Raw genomic sequence first — 19992 nt, forward strand, 5'->3', positions numbered from 1 at the left:
CTTAAAACAAATCGGTGTTGCCAACTGGTCAAAACCACGCCCGCTTGGCACAGTCGGGCAAACAGGAGTTTCTCATGGCAAGCCGCACCAATCCGACGAAACCCAAGCCCTGGACGGAGGTGGCGACGCATCTGGTCGATGTCGCGATGGGCCGAAAGCCGGCGGACCTGGTCATCCGCAATGGGCGCTGGGTGAATGTCCATTCGGGCGAGATCATCCCCGGCACCGATATCGCGATCGCGGCCGGCCGTTTCGCCTATTGCGGGCCGAACGCCAGCCATGCCATCGGGCAGGGGACGAAGGTCGTCGATGCCGGCGGGCGCTATCTGGTGCCCGGCCTTTGCGACGCGCACATGCATGTCGAGAGCGGCATGGTGACGGTGACGGAGTTCTGCCGCGCCGTGATCCCGCATGGCACCACCTCGATGTTCATCGACCCGCACGAGATCGCCAATGTGCTCGGTCTGCCGGGCGTGCGGCTGATGCACGACGAGGCGGTCGCGATGCCGATCAACGTGCATGTGCAGATGCCGTCCTGCGTGCCGTCGGCGCCGGGACTGGAGCATGCCGGCGCCGAATTGACGGTCGCCGACGTCGCCGAGGCGATGACCTGGGAAAACATCATCGGGCTTGGCGAAGTGATGAATTTCCCCGGCGTCGCTGCCAACAATCCGGTGATGTCGGGCGAGATCGCCGAGACGGTCAAGGCCGGCAAGACGGTCGGCGGGCACTATGCATCGCCCGATCTTGGCCTGCCGTTCCATGGCTATGTCGCGGGCGGGGCGGAAGACGACCACGAAGGCACGCGCGCCGAGGACGCGATAGCGCGCGTGCGCCAGGGCATGAAGGCGATGCTGAGGCTGGGGTCTGCCTGGTATGACGTCGCGGCACAGATCAAGGCGGTGACGGAAGGCGGCATCGACCCGCGCAACTTCATCCTGTGCACCGATGACAGCCATTCCGGCACGCTGGTGCATGAAGGCCATATGGACCGGGTGGTGCGGCACGCCATCAGCCAGGGCCTGAAGCCGGTGACGGCGATCCAGATGGCGACGCTCAACACCGCGCAGCATTTCAGGCTGGAGCGCGAGATCGGCTCCATCGCGCCCGGACGGCTGGCCGATCTGCTGATCGTTTCCGATCTCGCCCGGATGGCCATAGACGAGGTCTATGGCCGCGGCATCAGGCTGGCGAAGGCGGGCAAGCTCGAGATCGACATTGCGGCCTATGACTATCCGCAATCCGCGAAGAACACCGTCAAGCTCGGCAAGAAGCTTGCAGCCGGGGATTTCGACATTTTGGCGCCGCAGGGCGCCAACGAGGTGCGGGCGCGGGTGATTGGCGTGATCGAGAACCAGGCGCCGACGCGGGCGCTGGAGGCCGACCTGCCGGTCGAAGACGGCCTTGTCGCCATGGATCGCCGCAACGACATCTGCCAGATCGCCCTGGTCGAGCGGCATCGCGGCACGGGCGGCGTCACCAACGCCTTCGTCTCCGGCTTCGGCTATGTGGAAGACTGCGCGATGGCGTCGAGCGTGGCGCATGACGCGCACCACATCATCGTCGTCGGCACCAACAAGGAAGACATGGCCTTGGCCGTCAACCGGCTGGGCGAGGTCGGCGGCGGCGTCGTGCTCTATTCCAAGGGCAAGGAACTGGCGCTGGTCGAGATGCCGATCGCCGGCTTGATGTCGGACGAACGCGCCGAGATCGTCGCCGCCAAGGCCGAGCAACTGACCGGGGCGATGCGCAAGGTCGGCTGCTCGCTCAACAACGCCTATATGCAGCACTCGCTTCTGGCGCTGGTGGTCATTCCGGAGCTCAGAATCTCGGACGTCGGCTTGGTCGACGTGACAACGTTCCAGAAGGTCGATCTTTTTATCTGAGCGCCGGCTATCCGCCGGCGGCGATGGTCAGCACTCTGAACGGCGTGGTGATGACGACTTCGGCGACCGAGCCGACCGCCTTGCCGAGGCCCTGGCCGATATTGTTGAGCTGCGTCGGGTCGGACTCGTCCGAAGCAAGGCCGGCCGGCGTGCGCAGCCGGTTGCCGAGCAATTGCACCAGGATCGGGTTGTCCGCGAATTTGGCGTGGTTCAGGCCGCCGTCGCCGCCCTTGGCCTTGGTCAGGTCGACAACCGTGACGCCATAATTGACAAGGTCGGCCGCGTTGCCGTAGTCGCCGACGCGCGGCTTGTCGCCGGAAATGAAGCTCGACAGTTTCAGCGCCCGGTCGTCGCCCGAAAGCAGGATGGCGAACGGCTTGTCCGGCTTGCCGTAGCGGATCATCTGCTTCTTGAAGACATCGACGTCGATGTCGGGCGAGGCGAGGATGACATAACCGAGCTTGCCATGGAGATCGCGGTCGCCGGTGATGGCGAGCTGGCGCAGCGCCTCCATGGTCAGCCAGGTGCCCATCGAATGGGCGATGATGTCGATGCTCTTGACGCGTGTCTTGGCAAGCATCCTCAGCGTCGCTTCGAGGTCGTCGCGCGCGGCGGTCGAGCTGTCCTTGTCGTAGATATAGCCGGTCGCCTTGGCGCTCGATGCCCATGAGAACAGCACCGGCGTGCCCGGATATTTGGTGTCGTGAGCGATCTGCGTCAGCCGGTAGATGCCGTCGTCAAAACCGTTGTTGAAGCCGTGCACGAACACCAAAGCGCGGTCGCCGCGCATGGAAATGTCGGCGCCGACCGCCTTGGCGAATTGCTGCGCATCGCCATAGTGGACGACATCGGTGGCCGTGAACTGCTTGGCCGGGTTAGAGTCGGCCGAGCCCTTGGCGCGCTCGATTGCGCCGAGCTGATGGATCTTCGGCACGGTGACGTCGACGCGGGCATAACCGGTGGTCAGCGAACGGTCGCCGTCGAACACCTGGCGCGGATCCTTGGTTGCCTGCCGGCGGGTCGTGGCGACGAAGATCTCGTGGCTGGCGGCGATGTCGGAGGCCGGCGCCGCAACCGCCTTGCGGTTGAGAAGGTCATGCGCGCCTTGCCCGGCGCAGCCGCTGACGGCGAGCGCAAATGCAAGGCCAAGCACGATCTTAACACGAACGATCACCCGGGATCCCCCAAGGCGGCAAACCTCTCTTGTTATTTCGATAAAGGCAAGAGAGCTGCCGGGTTCAGTTCAAAGTCGATGTGATGCAGAAACCGCGCGGATGCGGTTACTGCGTGGCCAGTTGGCCGATGCGGTCGGTCACGTCGCGATCGCTGGCAAAGCCATCGTCCTCGCGCAGACGCTGGCCGATCATCTTCACCAGCTCAGGATTGTCGGCGAACTTGGTGTGGTTGAAGCTGTCACTACCCTTGACCTTGGAAAGGTCGACCACCGTGACGCCGTATGAGGCGAGGTCGGCGGCATCCCTGTAGTCGCCGACGCGCGGCCGTGAGCCGGCGATCAGGCCGGAGAGCCGCAACGCCCGGTCGTCGTCCGACAGGAGCAGGATGAATGGCTTGTCCGGCTTGCCGTAGCGGCGCATCTGGCTCTTGAAGACGTCGACATCGATGTCGGGCGAGGCGAGCACCACGTCGCCGAGCTTGCCGCTCAGGTCGCGGTCGCCGGTGATGGCGAGCTGGCGCAGCGTCTCCATCGTCACCCAGGTTCCCATCGAATGAGCGACGATGTCGATGCGCCGCGCGCCGGTCTGCGCCAGCATCCTCAGCGTCACTTCCAGCTGATCGCGCGCGGCGGCGGCACTTTCCTTATCATAGACATAGTCGGTGGTCTTGGCGCCGGAAGCCCAGGAGAACAGCACCGGAGTGCCCGGATAGCCGGAATCGTGGACGATCTGGGTCAGGCGGTAGACGGCATCGTCGAAGCCGGTGTTGTAGCCATGGACGAAGACCATGACGCGGCCACCACGGGCGTCGATGTCGGCGTTGAGGGTGCTGGCGAATTTCGGCTGCGTGTCGTAGCCGACCACTTCGGAGGCCATGAAATACTTTGTCGGGTCGTTCGACTTGCCGCGCGAACGCCGCTCGATCTGGCCGGTCTGGTGAACCGGCGGCACGGTGACGTTGACGCGGGCGTAGTTGAGCGTCGCGGAGCGTTCACCGTCGAAGACCTTGTTCGGGTCGTCGGAAGGCTTGCGCGTGGTGGCGATGAAGATCGAATGGTTGCCGGCGATCTCGGTCGCCTGCGTCGGCACGACGACGCTGCCCAGGATTTCCTGAGCCTGGTGGCCCGCGCACCCCGCCATCAGCAGGGCAAGGGCAATGATCAGAATTGTCTTCAACCGCACGTCGACACTTCCACTGGCATTTCCACTCTGGCCATGATCGGCCATCCACCTCCGCGGAAATCTCCCCGACAGGGGAAGTGAGGCGGAAGTAAGTCGTGTCCAACGGAAATGCGTTCAGCGCCGGGCGACGGCCATCGCACTGTTGCGCGAAAGCCAAAACGGCGGCAGGAAGGTTTGCCGGCACGGGCCAGGCAATTCTGGCTTGCCGGCGAGATCAAAAATGAGGGACTTGTGGTGAACAGCTTTTCCGCCCGCGTTGCCGTGGCTGCCGAAGCGATCCGCGGAATCTTTCCCGAAACGTCGCTGCAGGAGAACGACTATCTGTCGAAGAAGACCGGCGCCCGCATCCTTTTGAAGCGTGAGGACCTGACGCCGGTGCGCTCCTACAAGATCAGGGGCGCCTTCAACTTTTTCCGCAAGGCGCTGGCCGCCGGCAACAATGCCGAGCTTTTCGTCTGCGCCTCGGCCGGCAATCATGCGCAGGGTTTTGCCTTCGTCTGCCGCCATTTCGGCAAAAAGGGCGTCGTGTTCATGCCGGTGACGACACCGCAGCAGAAGATCGACAAGACGCGGCTGTTCGGCGGCGATTTCGTCGAGATCAGGCTGGTCGGCGACTTCTTCGACGATTGCTACCGCGCCGCCTTCGAGTTTACCGAAAGCGCCGGCGCACACATGGTGCCGCCCTTCGACCACAAGGACATCATCGAAGGCCAGGCGACGGTTGCCTATGAGATCGCGGCCCAGATGCCGGGCGGGCGCGTGCCGGACATCGTCATGCTGCCCGTGGGAGGCGGGGGCCTTGCCGCCGGTGTGACCCATTATCTCGCCGACCAGCATCGCGACACGCGCTTCGTGTTCTGCGAACCGGCGGGCGCGCCGAGCCTCCGCGAGAGCCTTGCCAGCGGCAAGCGCGTCAAGCTTGCCAAGGTCGACAATTTCGTCGACGGTGCCGCGGTGGCCGAGATCGGCCGGGAGCCGCTGCGCCATCTCAAGGACTTCACCGCCGATGCCGTCCGGCTGGTTCCGGAAAACCGGCTCTGCGCCACCATGATCGAGATGCTCAATGTCGAGGGCGTGGTGCTGGAGCCGGCCGGCGCATTGGCAATCGACGCGCTCAAGGATTTTTCGCGCAAGGAGATCAGGGGCAAGACCATCGTTGCGGTCGTCTCCGGCGGCAATTTCGACTTCGAGCGGCTGCCGGACGTGAAGGAGAGGGCGCTGCGCTTCGAGGGGTTGAAAAAGTATTTCATCATCCGTTTCCCCCAGCGGCCGGGCGCGTTGCGCGATTTCCTCGAGATGCTCGGTCCCGACGACGACATCGCCCGCTTCGAATATCTGAAAAAGTCGGCGCGCAATTTCGGCTCGGTGCTGATCGGCATCGAAACCAAGGACCGGCGCAATTTCGATCTGCTGAAAGCCAATTTCGACGCCGAGGGCGTGCAATATCAGGACATTACCGACAACGAGACGCTGGCGGGGTTCATCATATGAGCGCAAAGGGCATGGTCTTCGTCGCGCTGTTTTCCGGGATCAATGTCGGCGGCAACCGCATCGTCAAAATGGCGGAGCTCAAAGCCTTCTTCGAGAGCCTCGGCTTCACAGATGTCGCGACCTATGTGCAAAGCGGCAATGTCGTGTTCCGGGCGAACAAGGGCGACGCGGTGACGCTGACCAAGCAACTGGAAACGGCCTTCGAAAAGAAATGGGGTTTCAATTCGCGCATCATGGTGCGCGATGCCGGCTGGTTCGAGCGGTTGGTTGGGCAAAATCCCTATCCCGAGATCGCCGGCGAACCGACCAAGCTGCACGCCTATGTGCTGGAGCGCGAGCCGACCGCCGAGGAGACGAAGCGGCTCGCCGACAAATGCACCGGCCCCGAGAGCTTCGAGATCAAGGGCGACGTGCTTTACCTGCACGCACCGGAAGGGCTCGGCAAGTCGGTATTCGCCAATCTCATCCCGCGTACGTTGAAGGTACCGGGCACGGCGCGCAACTGGCGCAGCGTGCTGGCGTTGCTCGAAATGGCCGGCAAGGCCGGCGGCTGACCAATCACGCAATTCCGGACGGAAGGCCACGGCGAAGCCGCCGAGCCTAACCGCCAAGCACTTTTCCTGGAATTGCTTCGGGACTCAAGCGGCCTTTTGCCGGTCGAAGCTCAATTCCTCGCGGAAGGCAAAGCGCTTGATATGGTCGGCGACCACCGTCTCCAGCCGCTCCAGCGAAGCTTCATCGTCGGCGGCTAAAGCGATATGCAGCGCCCTGTCGTCGGCTTCCATCACGGTGCGGCCGATCGAGAGCTGGATGGCGCCGTGCTGCGGGTCGAACTCGACCGGGAACTTGTGCGACCAATGCTTGCAGAGCTGCTGCAGGTAGCGGCTGGCATGTTCGGTGGCGACATCGGCGCGGCTGGTCAGCATGAAATTCTCCTGGCGGATGAAGAAAACGCCAGCCTGGATGAGGCTGGCGCCAATTGCTGATAGATAGGCGAGGCCTGGCGAAACGCCAGCGGCCGCCGGTCAAATCGGCGCGGGATCGCCGGCCCTACCAAACACCCGTGTTGGGCATCGAGGCCCACGGCTCGGCCTTGGCCTGGGCCGGGCCTTTCTGCAGAAGCTCGATCGAGATGCCGTCGGGCGAGCGGATGAAGGCCATGTTGCCGTCGCGCGGCGGACGATTGATGGTTACGCCACTGTCCATCAGCTTCCGGCAGGTGGCGTAGATGTCGTCGACCTCATAGGCGAGGTGCCCGAAATTGCGACCGCCCTTATAGTCTTCCGGGTCCCAATTGTAGGTTAGCTCGAGCAGCGGCGCTTTCTCATTGATGCCGTTCTGCTCGTCTTCCGGCGCGGCGAGGAAGATCAGCGTGTAGCGGCCCTGCTCGTTTTCGTAACGGCGCACTTCCTTCAGACCGAGCTTGTTGCAATAGAAATCGAGCGACTGGTCGACATCGGCGACGCGGATCATTGTGTGCAGATAGCGCATGGCGGTTTCCTCGGGGTGTTGGGGTTGCGGGCACCATAGGGGCCACCCGGCGAAAGGGCAATCGTCCGACAATAGGGGCTGCGCGGTCGATTTCGGACCTTGCCATTTCGCCTTCCGGAAGCGCCGGCAAACAACATTTCAGCCTTTCCGGCGCTGAACGGTGAAAAAAGGCACGTCAGCCCTTGCACACCCCGGAAGCCGCAGTGTTAATCTCTTGGCAAGAATCAGTTGCGGTTCAGTTGAAAAAGGGGGCATTCTTATGGGGGAAAAAGCCTCTTTCACGAGGCGGGACGGAAGCCTTGACGACGCCTTGCAGCGGGACAATGGCGGCGATTCCGCCGAGCTTGTCGAAATCGCCGGCGCTATCAAATGGTTCGACGTGGCCAAGGGCTACGGCTTCATTCTTCCGGACGACGGCGTCTCGGGCGACATCCTCCTCCATGTGACTTGTCTTCGAAGGGACGGCTTCCAGACGGCGCTCGAAGGCGCCCGGGTCGTCTGCCTGGTGAAGCAGGGCGAGCGCGGACTGCAAGCTTTCCGGGTTCTTTCCATGGATGCCTCGACGGCTGTCCACCCGGCAGAACAGGAACAGCGCACTCACGTCACCGTGACCCCGGAGAGCGGCCTCGAGCGGGCCCTGGTCAAGTGGTTCAATCGCACCAAGGGTTTTGGCTTCCTGACGAGGGGCGAGGGGACGGAAGATATCTTCGTCCACATGGAGACGCTGCGGCGCTACGGCATAACGGAGCTCAGGCCGGGCCAGGTCGTGCTCGTGCGCTTCGGACGCGGCGACAAAGGCCTTATGGCCGCCGAAATCCACCCCGATATGGGCACCTTGTCGGTCTCGCACTAAGGGCCGCTCGACGCAGTCGAGCCGTCCCTTTGCCGCGGCGCGACCCTATTGTCCGAAAACCGGTTCCACTTGTCCGGATCATGGTCTAGATGATGCGACATCATGCTCCGTCTCTAGGACGTGGGTCTGGACGAGGTACCTGATGGCTCATCGCAATTGGCTGACCGCAGGCGCGCTCTGCGCCGCGATCGTTTTCGCTGCCTATTTCACCGGCCTGAAACCAGGCCTGGCGGATGCGATGCTGCTGCCCATCGATCGGACACCGCTTGTGGTGTCGACCGGCTCGGGCGAGCGTTCTTTCTCCATCGAGATCGCCGATACCTCCGCCGAACGCGAGGCGGGACTGATGTTTCGCCGGACGATGGCCGACGATCACGGCATGTTGTTCGTCTTCGAAAGATCCGACGAGGTGGATTTCTGGATGAAGAACACGCCGATGGCGCTCGACCTCGTCTTCGTCGGTGAGGACGGCCGGATCAAGGCCATCAAGCGTGGCGAGCCGGAATCCGAAGCCATCATCTCACCAGGACAGCCCGTGCGCTTCGTGCTTGAACTGAAGGCAGGCACGGCCGCCAAGGACGGCATCAAGGAAGGCGATCTTTTGCGCCATCCGGCCATCGGCGCGGGCGCCAGTTCCAACTGAAAAGCACGTTCTGCCGATGCAATTCTTTTCGCATGACGGTTTCGATCTTGCCTTTCTCGATCGCCAGCCGGCCTCGGGGCAGGGCGACCCCGTGCTGATGATCCATGGCTTTGCCTCCAGCCACTATGTCAACTGGGTCTCGCCGGGCTGGTTCAAGACGCTGAACGACGCCGGCTACCGGGCGATTGCCTTCGACCACCGCGGCCATGGCTCGTCATCGAAGAGTTATGACGAGGCCGATTACACGCCGGAAAAGATGGCTTCCGACGCGGCCGCTCTGCTCGAACATCTCGGCATCGGGCGCGCGCATGTCATGGGTTACTCGATGGGGGCACGCGTCTCGGCTTTCCTGGCGCTTTCCGATCCGGAGAAGGTGGCGACGTTGGTGTTCGGCGGGCTCGGCATCGGCATGGTCGACGGCGTCGGCGACTGGGATCCGATCGCGGCGGCCCTGTTGGCGGAGGATCCCTCTCAAACCACGCATCCGCGCGGCCGTTCCTTTCGCGCCTTCGCCGACCAGACGCGCAGCGACCGGCGCGCGCTCGCGGCCTGCATCGCAACCTCGCGCGAACTGCTCGGCGAGGAGGACATGGCGCGCATCGCCCAGCCGACGCTGATCGCCGTCGGCACGAAGGACGACATCGGCGGCTCGCCGGACGAGCTTGCGGCCCTAATGCCCAATGCCAGGGCTTTCCACATCGAGGGCCGCGACCACATGCTCGCCGTCGGCGACAAGAGCTTCAAGCAGCGCGTGCTCGAGTTCTATGCCGAAAACCCGCTCTGAGCGCGCGGGGCTCCCCGGCTGACCATGGTCGATCTTCTCGTCACCTACATGGAGATGCCCGCGCCGCCGCGGGGCGCGCCGCGCGCGTCGCCTTTGCCCGGCGCCATGATGGCGCGCGAAAGGCTCGGCCCTTGCAGTTATCTCGATCTCTACCGAGCGGTCGGCGGACCGGTGCAATGGGATCAGCGTCTGCGCATGGCGGAAGTGGAACTCGAAACGGTGCTTGCCGCCACCTCGACGCATATCCATGTGCTGCGCGTCGACGGCGAGGCCGCGGGCTTCTGCGAGTTCAACAATGTCGGGGAAGCGGCCATCGAGCTCGTTCATTTCGGACTGGTTCCGGCTTTCCAAGGGAAGCGATTGGGGCCGTTCCTGCTCGACCGGGCATTGCGCGCGGCGTGGTCGCATCGGCCGGAAAGGCTTTGGCTTCACACCGACACCTATGACCATCCGGCGGCGCAATCGGTTTACGGACGCGCGGGATTTGGCGTCTGCGCCCAGAGGACCGAAACCTTTCCTGATTAGGCGGAACTAAAGCGCGTCGCGCTGAACCGGATTCAGGCGACGCGCTTTAAGTCTTTGTTTTGATGCATGTCGTTGTCCCAGAACCGCTGCACACTTCTGGGCGACATGCATTAGCCGCGCGCTCTCGTGTCGGCGAGCGATCTCGCCATGACGCACAGCAGCTCGAACATTATCGTGGCGCCGGCGAGCGCCGTCATGCCGCCAAGGTCAAAAGGAGGCGCGACCTCGACGACATCGGCGCCGGCGAAATTCAATCCGTCGAGCAGCCTGACCATCTCCTGCGCCTCGCGTGTCGTGAAGCCGCCGAGCTCCGGCGTGCCGGTGCCGGGCGCCATGGAGGGATCGATGCAGTCGATGTCGAACGTCACATAGGTGGGACTGTCGCCGACCAGATCGCGCGCTTCCTGCATGACGGAAGCGGCGCCGCGTTTGACGAACTCCTCCATATAGATGATGCGCACGCCCTGGGCGGTCGCCCAGTCGTGTTCGCCCGGCTCATAGATCGAGCCTCGAATCCCGATCTGGACAATCCGCTTCGGGTCGAGCAGCCCTTCCTCGATCGCGCGGCGGAAAGGCGTTCCGTGCGTATAGGGATTGTCGCCGAAATAGCCGTCGTTGGTGTCGGAATGCGCGTCGAAATGAACCATGCCGACCGGCCCGCTGCGGGCCACGGCGCGCAGCACCGGCAGCGTCGTCAGATGGTCGCCGCCAGCGGCCAGAGGCAGGGCTCCGTCGGCAACGATCGCGGCAATGCCGTCCTCGATGCGCTTCAACCCATCGAGCAAGTTGATGGGATTGACAGAGAGGTCGCCTACGTCGGCGACATTGGCGATGCTGAACGGTTCGGTTCCCGAGACGTGGTGGACGCGGCGCATCAGGCTCGACTGGTTCCTGATTTCGCGCGGGCCGTGCCGGGCGCCGGCCCGGTTGGTTGTACCGCCATCCCACGGAATATCCCGACAAGGGCGATGTCGAGCCCCTGCGCGGTCGGCACGGCCGGGAGCCGCATGAAGGTGGAAAGCCCGGCAAATCGCGGCACCTGCGCGGCATCGACGGGTTGGAAGAAGCTGTTTTCCATGATGACGGCCGTCTCGGAGCGGTTCACGATCGATAGTGATCGCAGGATCAGGAGCTCAGGCATAGGGGCAAGGCCCAACGGGCGGTGGGCCTATCAAACCTAGCCTTGCAATGCTTGCAGCGATCGGTCCAGGTTTTTCCTGGCGGGCGCCTCGAAGCGATCGCGGAAGGATTGCGTATAGAAAATATGCGGACGGGCGAGGAAGCTTTTCAGCACCGCCGCGCGGCCAGCGCGCCACATCGGCTCCTCCACCCAGCCATATTCCAGCCGGACCGCGCTCTCATAAGCGTCGAACACCGCAGGTTCGGCGCCGAGGATCGCCAGGTCCATGTCGAGCATATGGGCCGCATCGTTGACCGCGCGCTCGCCGCGGAGAGGCGGCAGTTGGTGCGTGGCAGTGGCGTTGATCATTGCTGCGATGCGGGCGAGGCGATGAGGATTGGCGCGGCCGGCGAGCCTTTTCTCGGCCAACGCCGCGCTCTTTGCCTCATTGTCCTTGGCGCGGCTGTCATAGACGGCGTCGTGGAACCAGATCGCGGCCTCGACGGCGCCCGGGTCATCGAGCAGGGCTCGGTATTCATAAGCCAGCGCCAGCATGGCCTCGATGTGGGCCATGCCGTGATAGTGGCGATCTTTGGCCTGATAGAGCGCGAAAAGCTCGTTTTTCAGCGCGTCGTCGATCAGCGTTTCGTTTTCCATGGCGAATTTTCCCGGGCTGGCGGCAAGACAGCGCAAGTCGCCGTCAACTTCAACAGCATAATCGTCAACCGATTGACCAAAATGCGCGGCGGCGAGAAGCTGCCGCCCAGGCACTGACGCAAAGGAGCTTGGCATGAGCGCGAACGCACCAAAACCGGGCACGATCGACATGAAGCTGGAGGCTGTGGTCATCCCCGTTGCCGACGTCGATCGAGCCAAGAGCTTCTATGTCGGCTTGGGTTGGAGGCTCGACGCCGACTTCGTGGTCGGCGATGCGTTCCGGGTCGTGCAGTTCACCCCGCCGGGTTCGCCTTGTTCGATCCACTTCGGCACGGGCCTCACATCCGCCGCGCCCGGTTCGGCAAACGTGCTTTATCTGATCGTGACCGACATTGAAGCGGCGCGCGCGGAACTGGTGGCGCGCGGCGTCGGGGCAAGCGAAGTGTTTCATCGAAACGGCCCCGGCCAGCCGCCGATCAAGGGCCGGCATCCGCAGGGGCTCAGCTATTCCTCCTTCGTCACCTTCAGCGACCCGGACGGCAATGGCTGGCTGTTGCAGGAGATCACCCAGCGTCTGCCTGGCCGTGTCGATGCCAAGGACACGATCTTCACCTCGGTGGCCGGCCTTGCCGCCGCGCTGCGGCGAGCGGCCGCGGCGCATGGCGAGCACGAGAAGCGCACCGGCGGGCAGTATGACACGAACTGGCCCGACTGGTATGCCGCTTACATGGTGGCGGAGCAGGCCGGAACGACGCTGCCGGTGTAGGCTCTGACGCCAAATTGCCGCGCTGAGAATGCGAAAATGGGCGATTTCGAACGCGATCCCCCGATCAAGGGTTCGTTTTCCATCGCCGCTTGAATTTGCGTGAACCACGTCCATTTGACAAAGCACTAAGGAAAATTGAGTTCAACCGTGCTATGATCTGGCCTATATGTGCCGCCGGAGAATGAGCAAGGCCGGAGAGCGTCGATGAACAGCGTTACGATTGCCCGCCCCAGCATGGTGCAGCCGGTCGATCCGATCTGGCGATCGATCCGCGATGAGGCGATGGATGCGGTCAACCGCGATCCGCTGCTCGCGGCCTTCCTCTATTCGACCGTCCTCAACCAGGAGAGCCTGGAGGAAACTGTTATTCACCGCCTGGCCGAGCGCCTTGACCATCAGGACATCGGCTCCGACCTCATCCGCCAGACCTTCAAGGCCATGCTGGCCGACGATCCGGACTGGAGCACCACGGTTCGCGTCGACATCCAGGCCTATTACGATCGCGACCCGGCCTGCGACCGCTTCATCATGCCGGTGCTCTATTTCAAGGGTTTTCACGCCATCCAGACGCACCGTCTGGCGCACTGGCTGTGGAACCAGGGCCGCCGGGACTTCGCGCTCTATTTGCAGAGCCGCTCGTCGTCGGTGTTCCAGACCGACATCAACCCGGCCGCGCGGATCGGCAAGGGTATCTTCATCGATCACGCTACCGGGCTGGTCGTCGGTGAGACGGCGGTCATCGAGGATGACGTGTCGATCTTGCACGGCGTGACGCTTGGCGGCACCGGCAAGGCCAATGGCGACCGTCATCCGAAGATCCGCCGCGGCGTGCTGATCGGCGCCGGCGCCAAGATCCTCGGCAATATCGAGGTCGGCCACTGCTCGAAGATCGCCGCCGGTTCGGTCGTGCTGTCGCCCGTGCCGCACAACAAGACGGTTGCCGGCGTGCCCGCGCGGGTCGTGGGCGAGACCGGCTGCGACCAGCCTTCGCGGCAGATGGACCAGCTCCTGCCATCGCAGAGCATGGACCACGTGGTCAGCTTCGACATCTGACTTTGCCGTCGCGGCGCCTGCCGAATTCCGGCCGCCCGGTTCGGTCCGCTTTGTCCTATGCAATTGTGCCGGCTTGCCTTTACATGGCCATTGTTGGCGTGTCAGAAGCGCGTTCCAACGAACATGGCCGACATTTCGGAGAAGACTTTTGAAGCCTGACGAAATCAGAAAGCTCGACGCTTATTTCAAACGCGTCTTCCAGAATCCCAAGCTGCAGGTCAAGGCGCGTCCGCGCAAGGAAGACTCCGCCGAGGTCTATGTCGGCGACGAGTTCCTCGGCATCGTCTTCAAGGACGAGGACGACGGCGACTATAATTTCTCGATGGCCATTCTCGACATCGATCTGGCCTGAACGACACCGTTTCGGCAGGGGGTGTGCGACATAGCCGCCCGCCCGGCCGCAATTTCCAGGCGAGATACCGCCGAAGGTTTGTTTTGACGCAATTCCGGACGGAAAACCGCGACGCACTTTTCCTGGAATTGCTCTAATCCCGGCAGTGCCGCGGGATATGCACCCGCCGCCAGCTGGTCGAACCTTCCCGCACCACCACGCGGCGCGCCACCGTCCCATATGAAGGCGGAATTTCCCGCACGCGTACCTGTTCCGGCCGCACCAGCACTTCGTGGGCGACGCCTTCGTATTCCGCCGGCAGAACCACGCGTCGGACGCGCTCCGGTTGGACCACGATCGTTTCGGCGACGCGCGCGTAGCGGGCCTTGCGCCATATTTTGCACATCACCTTGCGGCCATGGATGACGCGCCATTCCCAGGCATAGCCGCCGTCGTCGACCTTGACCGTGTGGTAGACCGTACGTGTCACCGCCGGGACGGTCTCATAGGTGACGCGCGGCGGCCCAATCTGCTCCACGCCCTGGTAGGTGCCGTAAATCGGCGCGTCGTAATCGACCACCTGTCCGCCAGGGCTCACCATCACATCCTCATAGACGGTGTCGTATAGCGCTGGCCTGTGGATCGGCTCATAGCATTCGAGCGCGCGGCCGCCGGCGGCGGTTTCAGAGACGCTGGCAAGCATCGCGACTGCCGCCAGCGATGCGGAGCTTTTGCGGATCATGACATTCCCCCGTTGAAAAAGGACGCCTTCACAACGCAGGACTGTAGCGGAAGGTCCGGGGGCGGACAGCGATTTCAAGGCTTTTCGTTAAGCGGCGCGGTTAAGGAATTGCTACCTTGCGGATGGCTTCGGCCGGCCAACCGGGAGCGAGCCCGTCTCGTGGGGCCAAGCGGCCCCGTGCTTCGCCGGCCGCAGCGCTTGATTCGACTTAACCAGATGGCTAGGAGAGGCGGCCTTGCGCTAGGGTGAGCCGGCATCCTATTTAGGTCCTAACCGATTCAGAACGATTCCGCGCGATTGCTCATATATCAAGGTGCCGGAATCCATCTCCAACAAGGGTAGTCCATGAAGAACCCCGTTGAAACCTACATGAACCTCGTTCCGATGGTGGTCGAGCAGACCAATCGCGGCGAGCGTGCCTATGACATCTTCTCGCGTCTCTTGAAGGAACGCATCATCTTCATCACCGGCCCGGTCGAGGATGGTATGGCGACGCTGGTTTGTGCACAGCTTTTGTTCCTCGAGGCGGAGAATCCCAAGAAGGAAATCAACCTCTACATCAATTCGCCGGGCGGCGTCGTCACCTCGGGCATGGCGATCTACGACACCATGCAGTTCATCAAGCCGGCCGTGTCGACGCTCTGCATCGGTCAGGCCGCCTCGATGGGTTCGCTGCTTTTGACCGCCGGCCACAAGGACATGCGCTTTGCCACGCCGAACGCCCGGATCATGGTCCACCAGCCGTCGGGCGGCTTCCAGGGCCAGGCTTCGGACATCGAACGTCATGCGCAGGACATCATCAAGCTGAAGCGCCGCCTGAACGAGGTCTATGTCAAGCACACCGGCAAGAGCTATGACGAGATCGAGAGGACGCTCGACCGCGACCATTTCATGAGCGCGGACGAGGCCAAGGATTTCGGCCTGATCGACAAGGTCATCTCAAGCCGCGAGCCCGCCGAGGCAGCCACCGCCTGAGCCTGGCGGTCGACAGCCAGATGGCAGCATAACGCGCTTTTGGCGCCGCTTGCGGCATTTCGGCCACATTTGGCTGTTCCCTCAGGCGTTGGGATTGCCTACGTTAAGGCTATGTTGATTTTCGACGGCTTAGCTTTGCATGGGGTTGCTGCGAATCATTGCCGCGTTTTCTGAATTGTGTTTCGTACGGAATGCGCTGTGTGAGCCGGGACACTGGCGGTGGCGGATTCCCGCGATAGATTGGTGAGACGTCACTCAAGCCAGACCACCGGCGGGCGTTGGTGAAAGGACAGAAAAATGAGCAAGGTCAGCAACGGCGGCGGTGATTCAAAGAACACGCTTTACTGCTCGTTTTGCGGCAAGAGCCAGCACGAAGTCCGCAAGCTGATCGCCGGGCCGACGGTCTTCATCTGCGACGAATGCGTCGAGCTCTGCATGGACATCATCCGCGAGGAGAACAAGACCTCAATGGTGAAGTCGCGCGAGGGCGTGCCGACACCGCAGGAAATCCTCAAGGTCCTCGACGATTACGTCATCGGCCAGCCTTACGCGAAGCGCGTGCTGTCGGTGGCGGTCCACAACCATTACAAGCGCCTCGCGCATGCCGGCAAGAACAACGATGTCGAGCTGGCCAAGTCGAACATCCTGCTGATCGGCCCGACCGGCTGCGGCAAGACGCTGCTGGCGCAGACGCTCGCCCGCATCATCGACGTGCCCTTCACCATGGCCGATGCGACGACGCTGACCGAGGCCGGTTACGTCGGCGAGGACGTGGAGAACATCATCCTGAAGCTGCTGCAGTCGGCCGACTACAATGTCGAGCGCGCCCAGCGCGGCATCGTCTATATCGACGAAATCGACAAGATCTCGCGCAAGTCGGACAACCCGTCAATCACCCGCGACGTGTCGGGCGAGGGCGTGCAGCAGGCGCTGCTCAAGATCATGGAAGGCACGGTCGCTTCCGTGCCGCCGCAGGGGGGGCGCAAGCACCCGCAGCAGGAATTCCTGCAGGTCGACACCGCCAACATCCTGTTCATCTGCGGCGGCGCCTTCGCGGGGCTCGACAAGATCATCTCGGATCGCGGCCGCAAGACCTCGATCGGCTTCGGCGCCACCGTGGCTTCGCCCGAGGACCGGCGCACCGGCGACCTGTTCCGCCAGGTCGAGCCGGAGGATCTCTTGAAATTCGGCCTGATCCCGGAATTCGTCGGCCGTCTGCCGGTTCTGGCGACGCTGGAAGACCTCGACGAGCCGGCGCTGATCCAGATCCTGACCGAGCCGAAGAACGCGCTCGTCAAGCAGTATCAGCGGCTGTTCGAGATGGAGAATGTCGACCTGACCTTCCATGAAAACGCGCTGTCGGCGATCGCCAAGCGCGCCATCGAGCGCAAGACCGGCGCGCGCGGCCTTCGCTCCATCATGGAAGCGATCCTGCTCGACACAATGTTCGAGCTTCCGGCGCTGGAAGGCGTGCGCGAAGTGGTGATTTCGGAAGAGGTGGTAACCGGCAGCGCCCGGCCGCTCTATATCTATTCCGAGCAGAAGGAAAAGAAGGGCAATGTCAGCGCCTGAAATGGCATCTGGACCCACAATTTTCATGGAACGGCGCCCGCGTGGCGCCGTTTTGCTGTGAGAGGCGTGGGGCTGTGCAATGGAAGGGATCGAGCAACCGTGTTAACCCTTGATCTTTGCCCCGGCTGCATCCACCTAACACCAGAAGGCCGAGGCGCCGCATTCTGTGCTGTAAAACTCCCGTCACAAACGGTGGTAGGCGGAACGACACTCGGTCGTTAATATGAGATTCGCGGTTGGCTAAAATAAGCGGCCGCGACATGAAAGGTTGGACAATGGCCAAGATATCCAAGGCTTCCGGCGACGGCGTTTTCGCAGTCCTCCCACTGCGCGATATCGTCGTGTTCCCGCATATGATCGTTCCGCTCTTCGTGGGCCGTGAAAAGTCGATCAAGGCGCTGGAAGAGGTTATGGGTCAGGAAAAGCAGATCCTGCTTGCTACCCAGATGAATGCAGCCGACGACGATCCTGAGCCCGATGCGATTTTCGACATCGGCACGCTCGCCAATGTGCTGCAGCTTTTGAAGCTTCCCGACGGCACCGTAAAGGTGCTGGTCGAGGGCGCCTCGCGCGCCAAGATCGTCTCGTTCACGGACCGCGCCGATTTCCACGAGGCACGCGCCACCGCGCTGGCCGAGCCGGAAGAGGAAGAGGTCGAAATCGAGGCGCTGGCCCGCTCGGTCGTCACCGACTTCGAGAATTACGTCAAGCTGAACAAGAAGATCTCGCCCGAAGTGGTGGGGGCCGCCAGCCAGATCGACGACTATTCCAAGCTCGCCGACACGGTTGCCTCGCATCTCGCCATCAAGATCCCCGAGAAGCAGGAGATGCTCGCCACGCTTTCCGTCAAGGAGCGTCTGGAGAAGGCAATGGGCTTTATGGAAGCCGAAATCTCGGTGCTCCAAGTGGAGAAGCGTATCCGCTCGCGTGTCAAGCGCCAGATGGAGAAGACGCAGCGCGAGTACTACCTCAACGAGCAGATGAAGGCGATACAGAAGGAGCTCGGCGAAGGCGAGGACGGCCGCGACGAGGCCGCCGAGATCGAGGCGCGCATCAAGAAGACCAAGCTTTCCAAGGAGGCCCGCGAGAAGGCGGAAGCCGAACTGAAGAAGCTGCGTTCGATGTCGCCGATGTCGGCTGAATCGACGGTCGTGCGCAACTATCTCGACTGGCTGCTGTCGATCCCGTGGGGCAAGAACTCCAAGGTCAAGCAGGATCTCGCCTTCGCCCAGAACGTGCTCGACACCGATCATTTCGGCCTCGACAAGGTCAAGGAGCGCATCGTCGAGTACCTGGCCGTGCAGAGCCGGCAGAAGAAGCTCAAGGGGCCGATCCTGTGCCTCGTTGGACCGCCCGGCGTCGGCAAGACCTCGCTCGGCAAGTCGATCGCCAAGGCGACCGGCCGCGAGTTCATTCGCATGGCGCTCGGCGGCGTGCGCGACGAGGCCGAGATCCGCGGCCACAGGCGGACCTATATCGGCTCGATGCCCGGCAAGGTCATCCAGTCGATGAAGAAGGCCAAGAAGTCCAACCCGCTCTTCCTGCTCGACGAGATCGACAAGATGGGCCAGGACTTCCGCGGCGATCCGTCGTCGGCCCTGCTGGAAGTGCTTGATCCGGAACAGAACTCGACGTTCATGGACCATTACCTCGAGGTCGAATACGACCTGTCGAGCGTGATGTTCGTGACGACGGCGAACACGCTGAACATCCCTGCGCCCTTGATGGACCGCATGGAGATCATCCGTATCGCCGGCTACACCGAGGACGAGAAGATCGAGATCGCCAAGCGTCACCTGATGCCCAAGGTGATCCGCGATCACGCCTTGCAGCCGAACGAGTTCTCGGTCGGCGAGGACGCGATCCGCGGCATCATCCAGACCTACACCAGGGAAGCCGGCGTGCGCAGCCTTGAGCGCGAGCTTATGAAGCTCGGCCGCAAGGCGGTGACCGAGATCCTGCGGACGAAGAAGAAGACGGTGAAGATCACGGCGGATAACCTCGCCGATTATCTCGGTGTGCCGCGCTTCCGCTTCGGCCAGGTCGAGGCCGACGATCAGGTCGGCGTGGTCACTGGTCTTGCCTGGACGGAAGTCGGCGGCGAGCTGCTGACGGTCGAAGGCGTCATGATGCCCGGCAAGGGCCGCATGACGGTGACCGGCAATCTGCGCGACGTGATGAAGGAATCGATCTCGGCGGCGGCGTCCTATGTCCGCTCAAGAGCGATCGATTTCGGCATCGAGCCGCCGCTGTTCGACAAGCGCGACATCCACGTGCACTTGCCGGAAGGCGCGACCCCGAAGGACGGCCCGTCTGCAGGTGCTGCCATGGCCACTGCCATCGTGTCGGTGCTGACGGGTATCCCGGTCAGGGCCGATGTGGCGATGACCGGCGAGATAACGCTGCGCGGCCGCATCTTGCCGATCGGCGGCCTGAAGGAGAAGCTGCTCGCGGCTCTGCGCGGCGGCATCAAGAAGGTCCTGATCCCGGAAGAGAACGTCAAGGATCTGGCGGAGATTCCGGACAATGTGAAGAACGGCATGGAGATTGTCCCCGTCTCGCGGGTCGGCGAGGTGCTCGCGCACGCGCTCACCAGGATGCCGGAGCCGATCGAGTGGGTCGAGCCGGTTAATGCGCCGGCTCCGGTCGACAGCGGCGACGATGCTGGAAAGTCACTTGCACATTAGCTGTTGCTAACATTGCAGCGCACAAAGAGAGAGCCGGGTCTTCAGCCCGGCTTTTTCAT

At 62.8% G+C, this 19992-nt stretch carries 19 protein-coding genes and 1 pseudogene; 13 read left to right on the forward strand and 7 right to left on the reverse strand.

The annotated features are described in order from the left end of the window. Positions 1-74: 74 nt before the first annotated feature. Entirely contained in the window at positions 75-1886 is a 1812-nt protein-coding gene (ade, locus tag ACWGS9_RS02170; protein WP_454503684.1) for an adenine deaminase, read from the forward strand. Positions 1887-1893: 7 nt separating this feature from the next. On the opposite strand, the gene ACWGS9_RS02175 is transcribed toward ade, so the two are convergent. Together ACWGS9_RS02175 and ACWGS9_RS02180 are read right to left on the reverse strand one after the other, a co-directional pair. Then, positions 1894-3060, reverse strand: a complete 1167-nt coding sequence (locus ACWGS9_RS02175) for an alpha/beta hydrolase (RefSeq protein ID WP_454503685.1) — start codon at positions 3058-3060, stop codon at positions 1894-1896. A gap of 106 nt (positions 3061-3166) precedes the next feature. Next, positions 3167-4201, reverse strand: coding sequence for an alpha/beta hydrolase (locus tag ACWGS9_RS02180; RefSeq protein WP_454503963.1), 1035 nt, complete (start codon positions 4199-4201; stop codon positions 3167-3169). 276 nt (positions 4202-4477) lie between these two features. Between ACWGS9_RS02180 and ilvA the strand changes: the two genes are divergently transcribed. Both ilvA and ACWGS9_RS02190 read left to right on the forward strand, forming a co-directional pair. Then, positions 4478-5734: a threonine ammonia-lyase IlvA gene (gene ilvA / locus ACWGS9_RS02185; RefSeq protein WP_454503686.1), complete on the forward strand. Its 1257-nt coding sequence runs from the start codon at positions 4478-4480 to the stop codon at positions 5732-5734. Then, positions 5731-6288 carry a DUF1697 domain-containing protein gene (locus ACWGS9_RS02190; protein ID WP_454503687.1) on the forward strand — a complete coding sequence of 186 codons (558 nt, stop codon included), beginning with the start codon at positions 5731-5733 and terminating at the stop codon, positions 6286-6288. The genes ilvA and ACWGS9_RS02190 overlap by 4 nt, the downstream gene beginning before the upstream one ends. Before the next feature lie 84 nt (positions 6289-6372). Here the strand turns inward: ACWGS9_RS02190 and ACWGS9_RS02195 are convergent, their stop codons facing one another. Together ACWGS9_RS02195 and gloA are read right to left on the reverse strand one after the other, a co-directional pair. Next, positions 6373-6660: a DUF2218 domain-containing protein gene (locus ACWGS9_RS02195; protein ID WP_454503688.1), complete on the reverse strand. Its 288-nt coding sequence runs from the start codon at positions 6658-6660 to the stop codon at positions 6373-6375. A 124-nt stretch (positions 6661-6784) separates the two neighbouring features. Beyond that, positions 6785-7225 carry a lactoylglutathione lyase gene (gene gloA / locus ACWGS9_RS02200; protein WP_454503689.1) on the reverse strand — a complete coding sequence of 147 codons (441 nt, stop codon included), beginning with the start codon at positions 7223-7225 and terminating at the stop codon, positions 6785-6787. Positions 7226-7484: 259 nt separating this feature from the next. Between gloA and ACWGS9_RS02205 the strand changes: the two genes are divergently transcribed. From ACWGS9_RS02205 to ACWGS9_RS02220, 4 genes are all read left to right on the forward strand, one after another. Beyond that, the gene (locus ACWGS9_RS02205; RefSeq protein WP_454503690.1) at positions 7485-8078 is read left to right on the forward strand and encodes a cold-shock protein; all 594 of its coding nucleotides are present in this window, start codon (positions 7485-7487) and stop codon (positions 8076-8078) included. Positions 8079-8220: 142 nt separating this feature from the next. Further along, positions 8221-8721, forward strand: a complete 501-nt coding sequence (locus ACWGS9_RS02210) for a DUF192 domain-containing protein (protein WP_454503691.1) — start codon at positions 8221-8223, stop codon at positions 8719-8721. Between the two features lie 16 nt (positions 8722-8737). Further along, complete coding sequence (locus ACWGS9_RS02215) at positions 8738-9505, forward strand: alpha/beta fold hydrolase (protein WP_454503692.1); 768 nt, start codon at positions 8738-8740, stop codon at positions 9503-9505. Between the two features lie 24 nt (positions 9506-9529). After that, positions 9530-10030, forward strand: coding sequence for a GNAT family N-acetyltransferase (locus ACWGS9_RS02220; protein WP_454503693.1), 501 nt, complete (start codon positions 9530-9532; stop codon positions 10028-10030). Between the two features lie 110 nt (positions 10031-10140). Here the strand turns inward: ACWGS9_RS02220 and speB are convergent. Then, positions 10141-11108 (reverse strand): annotated as a pseudogene (gene speB, locus ACWGS9_RS02225) (agmatinase). 99 nt (positions 11109-11207) lie between these two features. Continuing rightward, on the reverse strand, positions 11208-11807 hold the full coding sequence (locus ACWGS9_RS02230; protein ID WP_454503694.1) for an HD domain-containing protein: 600 nt from the start codon (positions 11805-11807) through the stop codon (positions 11208-11210). Positions 11808-11940: 133 nt separating this feature from the next. On the opposite strand from ACWGS9_RS02230, the gene ACWGS9_RS02235 reads away from it, so the two are divergent. The 3 genes from ACWGS9_RS02235 (at position 11941) to ACWGS9_RS02245 (ending at position 13978) form a co-directional block, all read left to right on the forward strand. Further along, the gene (locus ACWGS9_RS02235; RefSeq protein ID WP_454503695.1) at positions 11941-12573 is read left to right on the forward strand and encodes a VOC family protein; all 633 of its coding nucleotides are present in this window, start codon (positions 11941-11943) and stop codon (positions 12571-12573) included. Between the two features lie 204 nt (positions 12574-12777). After that, complete coding sequence (gene cysE / locus ACWGS9_RS02240; RefSeq protein ID WP_454503696.1) at positions 12778-13626, forward strand: serine O-acetyltransferase; 849 nt, start codon at positions 12778-12780, stop codon at positions 13624-13626. 148 nt (positions 13627-13774) lie between these two features. Beyond that, complete coding sequence (locus ACWGS9_RS02245; protein ID WP_027166457.1) at positions 13775-13978, forward strand: DUF3126 family protein; 204 nt, start codon at positions 13775-13777, stop codon at positions 13976-13978. Between the two features lie 133 nt (positions 13979-14111). Here ACWGS9_RS02245 and ACWGS9_RS02250 read toward each other — a convergent pair whose 3' ends face one another. Continuing rightward, positions 14112-14699, reverse strand: coding sequence for a hypothetical protein (locus ACWGS9_RS02250; protein WP_454503697.1), 588 nt, complete (start codon positions 14697-14699; stop codon positions 14112-14114). 345 nt (positions 14700-15044) lie between these two features. Here ACWGS9_RS02250 and clpP point away from each other — a divergent pair, with 345 nt between their 5' ends. From clpP to lon, 3 genes are all read left to right on the forward strand, one after another. After that, a complete protein-coding gene (clpP, locus tag ACWGS9_RS02255; RefSeq protein ID WP_320215943.1) occupies positions 15045-15674 on the forward strand; it encodes an ATP-dependent Clp endopeptidase proteolytic subunit ClpP in 630 nt (209 codons plus the stop codon). Positions 15675-15971: 297 nt separating this feature from the next. After that, complete coding sequence (gene clpX, locus ACWGS9_RS02260; RefSeq protein ID WP_320215944.1) at positions 15972-17246, forward strand: ATP-dependent Clp protease ATP-binding subunit ClpX; 1275 nt, start codon at positions 15972-15974, stop codon at positions 17244-17246. A gap of 275 nt (positions 17247-17521) precedes the next feature. Beyond that, positions 17522-19933 carry an endopeptidase La gene (lon, locus tag ACWGS9_RS02265; RefSeq protein ID WP_320307332.1) on the forward strand — a complete coding sequence of 804 codons (2412 nt, stop codon included), beginning with the start codon at positions 17522-17524 and terminating at the stop codon, positions 19931-19933. The last annotated feature ends 59 nt before the right edge of the window (positions 19934-19992 follow it).

It is taken from the genome of Mesorhizobium sp. Arg314 (assembly GCF_053714275.1).

Bases quoted from the DNA above. Each gene is read 5' to 3' on its own strand.
- ade (WP_454503684.1), top strand. From the start codon at position 75: ATGGCAAGCCGCACCAATCCGACGAAACCCAAGCCCTGGACGGAGGTG.
- ACWGS9_RS02180 (WP_454503963.1), bottom strand. From the start codon at position 4,201: ATGGCGGGGTGCGCGGGCCACCAGGCTCAGGAAATCCTGGGCAGCGTC.
- ACWGS9_RS02190 (WP_454503687.1), top strand. From the start codon at position 5,731: ATGAGCGCAAAGGGCATGGTCTTCGTCGCGCTGTTTTCCGGGATCAAT.
- ACWGS9_RS02195 (WP_454503688.1), bottom strand. From the start codon at position 6,660: ATGCTGACCAGCCGCGCCGATGTCGCCACCGAACATGCCAGCCGCTAC.
- gloA (WP_454503689.1), bottom strand. From the start codon at position 7,225: ATGCGCTATCTGCACACAATGATCCGCGTCGCCGATGTCGACCAGTCG.
- ACWGS9_RS02205 (WP_454503690.1), top strand. From the start codon at position 7,485: ATGGGGGAAAAAGCCTCTTTCACGAGGCGGGACGGAAGCCTTGACGAC.
- ACWGS9_RS02210 (WP_454503691.1), top strand. From the start codon at position 8,221: ATGGCTCATCGCAATTGGCTGACCGCAGGCGCGCTCTGCGCCGCGATC.
- ACWGS9_RS02215 (WP_454503692.1), top strand. From the start codon at position 8,738: ATGCAATTCTTTTCGCATGACGGTTTCGATCTTGCCTTTCTCGATCGC.
- ACWGS9_RS02220 (WP_454503693.1), top strand. From the start codon at position 9,530: ATGGTCGATCTTCTCGTCACCTACATGGAGATGCCCGCGCCGCCGCGG.
- ACWGS9_RS02230 (WP_454503694.1), bottom strand. From the start codon at position 11,807: ATGGAAAACGAAACGCTGATCGACGACGCGCTGAAAAACGAGCTTTTC.
- ACWGS9_RS02235 (WP_454503695.1), top strand. From the start codon at position 11,941: ATGAGCGCGAACGCACCAAAACCGGGCACGATCGACATGAAGCTGGAG.
- cysE (WP_454503696.1), top strand. From the start codon at position 12,778: ATGAACAGCGTTACGATTGCCCGCCCCAGCATGGTGCAGCCGGTCGAT.
- ACWGS9_RS02250 (WP_454503697.1), bottom strand. From the start codon at position 14,699: ATGATCCGCAAAAGCTCCGCATCGCTGGCGGCAGTCGCGATGCTTGCC.
- clpP (WP_320215943.1), top strand. From the start codon at position 15,045: ATGAAGAACCCCGTTGAAACCTACATGAACCTCGTTCCGATGGTGGTC.
- clpX (WP_320215944.1), top strand. From the start codon at position 15,972: ATGAGCAAGGTCAGCAACGGCGGCGGTGATTCAAAGAACACGCTTTAC.
- lon (WP_320307332.1), top strand. From the start codon at position 17,522: ATGGCCAAGATATCCAAGGCTTCCGGCGACGGCGTTTTCGCAGTCCTC.